The organism is Jeotgalibacillus sp. ET6 (genome assembly GCF_029667115.1).
Lineage (GTDB): Bacteria > Bacillota > Bacilli > Bacillales > Jeotgalibacillaceae > Jeotgalibacillus.
On the sequence record NZ_JARUIU010000109.1, the window covers coordinates 1 to 267 of the forward strand.

General features: G+C 39.0%; 1 protein-coding gene. It reads right to left on the bottom strand.

What is annotated here, in order from left to right:
* Positions 1-267, bottom strand: a 267-nt coding sequence (locus tag P6709_RS19990; protein ID WP_278242647.1) for a hypothetical protein, incomplete at both ends; no start/stop codon positions are given.

Sequence of the window (267 nt, forward strand, 5' to 3'; positions counted from 1 at the left end):
CTACGCGGCACCCGGCCATATTAAAGCTTTTAGAAAGTGAATTTGTTTCCACCGTTTTTGCCAACAAATGATTTAATGGCAGCAGATCGAAAAAAGCTTGCAAACTTTTAAAAAGGATTGTAAAGTGTAACAAATTAAGTTCTTGATTCGTCATATGATTGAAGAACTTAGGGAATAAACCCATATAGAGCAGACCGAGCTTACCTGGGATACTCAGAGCCTCAGGGAGTCCTAAATAGATAACAGCAGGGCTTATTAGCAAAAGAC